Origin of the sequence: Cytobacillus sp. Bac17, from assembly GCF_024519925.1 — a bacterium.
GTDB classification, from domain to species: Bacteria; Bacillota; Bacilli; order Bacillales; family Cytobacillaceae; genus Cytobacillus; species Cytobacillus pseudoceanisediminis.
Map to the genome: position 1 here is coordinate 1 of NZ_JALJRC010000068.1, position 3,167 is coordinate 3,167.

The 3,167-nt window shown below is 43.0% G+C and carries 3 protein-coding genes; 2 read left to right on the plus strand and 1 reads right to left on the minus strand.

All coding sequences use genetic code 11. The features are described from left to right. The first annotated feature begins 691 nt into the window (after positions 1-691). Positions 692-1,021: a MobC family plasmid mobilization relaxosome protein gene (locus tag NR125_RS29040; RefSeq protein WP_202290153.1), complete on the plus strand. Its 330-nt coding sequence runs from the start codon at positions 692-694 to the stop codon at positions 1,019-1,021. Next, positions 988-2,199: a relaxase/mobilization nuclease domain-containing protein gene (locus tag NR125_RS29045; protein WP_202290151.1), complete on the plus strand. Its 1,212-nt coding sequence runs from the start codon at positions 988-990 to the stop codon at positions 2,197-2,199. The genes NR125_RS29040 and NR125_RS29045 overlap by 34 nt, the downstream gene beginning before the upstream one ends. A gap of 137 nt (positions 2,200-2,336) precedes the next feature. Here the strand turns inward: NR125_RS29045 and NR125_RS29050 are convergent, their stop codons facing one another. Next, positions 2,337-2,786 (minus strand): replication/maintenance protein RepL, encoded by a 450-nt coding sequence (locus tag NR125_RS29050; protein ID WP_202290155.1) that lies wholly within the window; start codon positions 2,784-2,786, stop codon positions 2,337-2,339. Positions 2,787-3,167: the final 381 nt, after the last annotated feature.

Consider the following 3,167-nt stretch of genomic DNA (forward strand, 5'->3'; position numbering starts at 1 on the left):
AGCCGAACAGACCCAAAACGAGGAACTCCGAGGGTCGGCTTGCTCTGACCATCATACCGCCAAAAACCGCCTGTTCATCCGTATGAAATATTCCTCTAGGCATAATTTCAGCTACGCAATAAGACCGTGGGGTCTCGCCCCCACACTGCGAGCCAGCCCCCATCCCCAAAACAAGGGGAAGGGAAAAGGTCAAAACCTTTAAGGGCATATAAACGCCTTAAAGGCGTCTCTGTTGCCTTTAAGGCAACGAAAGGTCTTTAGATAAGGGGCAACCTCTCACGAAGGCGAGAAGGGCCTCTTATGGCGTCTGTCAACGGTACCGGACCGTAGGGAGGATAAGGAGTTGACGGACTCACTGCACCAAGAGCCTATTGCAATTAACCGAATTCCCATTCGGTTTGCGCCTGCCGAAGGGGCATCCCTTCCAAGATTGGAAGGGTAGGGTTGGTTGATGTTTTTATGGCGATCCAACGTGCTTACGTTGGCTGGGTGGTGGGCGAGTAGCCCGCGGTCTTGTTCCCCCTTTAGGGGGCTAGGGGGCATTTTGCAAAGCAAAATCAAGCGGGAAATGGGTACCATTTCAGCAGCTTGCCAACCCTCTTGCATGAATGATATAATCGGAGCCAACACGACCGATTATGAATCATGCTGCCATTTGAAAAATGGCATTAGAGGGGAGGTCTTTTGAACTTTGGGAGAGAACCGTAAAGAGAATCGGCAGATTAAATTTAGGGTGAACGACGACGAATTTGAAAGACTTGAGCAGATGGCGAAAGAGTTTCAAATGAGTGTGCCAAACTTCTGCAAGAAGAAGGCACAAGGGGCGAGATTGCGACCACCGAAAATTGAGAGGGAGGGAGCATTCGAGATAGCCCGTCAATTACGAGCGCTAGGGAACAACGTGAATCAGATTAGCAGGCGAGCAAATGAGGGGTATGCGATTCCCAAAGGGGAATTACAGGGCGTTCAGAAGGAGTTGCAGGAGATATGGCGACAATTCAGCGAAGCAATACAAAAGTAGCCAGCCGACTGATCAACTACGCTGAGAAGCGTGCAGAGGTGCGTGAGGGCGTTGATTGCCCTGCTGAGTATGCTAAGGCTCAAATGAAGGCTACAAGGGAACTGTGGGGCAAAACAGAAGGTATACAGGCTCATCATATTATCCAATCGTTTAAGCCTGGAGAAGTCTCACCAGAAATGGCGAATGAGATAGGTCGTGACCTTGCGAGAGAGGTTGCGAAAGGGCATGAAGCGGTCGTTTACACGCATACGGACAAAGACCACGTACATAATCACATTGTCATCAACTCCGTTAATTATGAAAATGGCTCCAAGTATAACGCTTCTAAGGAATCTTTGTATCAAATTCGTGAAGCGAATGACCGTCTTTGTAAAGAACGTGGCTTATCTGTAGTTCAGGAAAAAAACGCTCCTACACGCTATACTCTTGCAGAAAAAGCCTTGCTCGAAAAAGGGGAAATCAGTTGGAAGGACGAATTACGTCAAGTAATCGACTTAGAAAAGAAAGACTCCAAGACGTATGAAGAATTCAAGCAGAATCTGACCGATAAATACGGTATAGAGGTCAAAGAACGTGGGAAAAACATCACGTTTACCCATCCCGATAATGGCAAGAAAGTACGTGGTTCTACGTTAGGAAATTCATATGACAAGGAGAGGTTAAAAGGTGAGTTTACAAGAGAAATTGAAAGCGAGAGAAAGCCAAGTCAAGAGCGAGGAAACACCGCTTTATCAAACGAACAATTACGAGGATCTGCAGAAAGCATATCAAGAGCTACAGAGCATAATTCAAAATCTGACGAAGGTCGAACAAGAACTTCTGGTCAGAATGACACCAGTCGAGGGCTATCTGTCAACGCTTCTGAAGGAGAGCATGCAAAAGGAAATCGCCATCACGGCAGAACTGGAACAAATCAACCGAGTCAGTCAGCACCTTCACAAGCAAGTGACTTCAATCCTGACGAATTCAACAAACGACTTGAAGAACGTAAGCGAGGGCTTAAAGAAGGACACCGACAACAGTATCAGCACTATCAATCAGTTGATAAAACGACTGGCGAGCGAATTGGACAAGAACAGGGCAACCATAGAGAACAAGCTGAACCAAATCGAGCAGAACAACAAAAACAGCGTGAACGAGCTGTCTCAAAGGACATCGAGCTTGGTCCAGAACGCTAGAAAAGGGATTTTAATCAATGATTGGTTGGACGTGGCAAAGTACGGTTTGGGGTCTCTTGCCTTTAACGTCCCTGTGTTAGCAGCACTCTATTATTTCTTCGTAAAATAAATAAAAAAGCCCTAATTTTGGGCTTTTTTTATTTTTCTTCTGTGTCTTTATCTTTGTTTCTTTGGTCATGATATTCAATTAAGACACTCAATCTATTATTTTTACCGCCTTTAAATAAGACATCAGGGTTAATTCTATAAGTACCAGAACGAACTAAGGTTAAAAAGTCACTTTCTTGTAATGCTTTCATTGTATCGGAAATTGTTTTTCTGCTGATCCCTAAGGCTTTCTCCATTTCTTGTTGGGTCATTAAAAAGTAATTTTCACTGTTGAGGTTATTCATAATGAAATTAAGGACTTTTATTTTTTTATTACCAATCAAGTCTAGTGATTGAATAATATGACCTAGCCATAACTTATGAAAATTAGCGTCTCTTTCTTCAACGTTTATGACATTCATTTCTTTTATTTCACCAGTATCTTGTTTTATGTAGGTTTCTGTTCCTATTACTTTTATTTTCTTTCTAGTAGTACTCACTAGATATCCTCCCACAACTTAATTACTTTAACCTTACTATACAATCTAAAATAATTTAAATCAACTATATTGTGTAAAAAAATTACACAATACAGAGTAGAAAATTACACAAAGCAGAGTAGAAAATTACACAAAGAAAAACCACTATAAAACTAGTAATATCAATGGTTTAACCCTATTTATCTATCAATTTCACTCTTATCTATATAAAAGGGGGCTATGCTCCGCACAAGGTTCGGGTAGTATTTTTTGAGAAACCCACTCAAAAAATCTCCACCCTTTTCCCCTTGTCCTCCGCATTTTTTGGCGGTGCTGGACTCTCGCCAAGCCGAACAGACCCAAAACGAGGAACTCCGAGGGTCGGCTTGCTCTGACCATCAT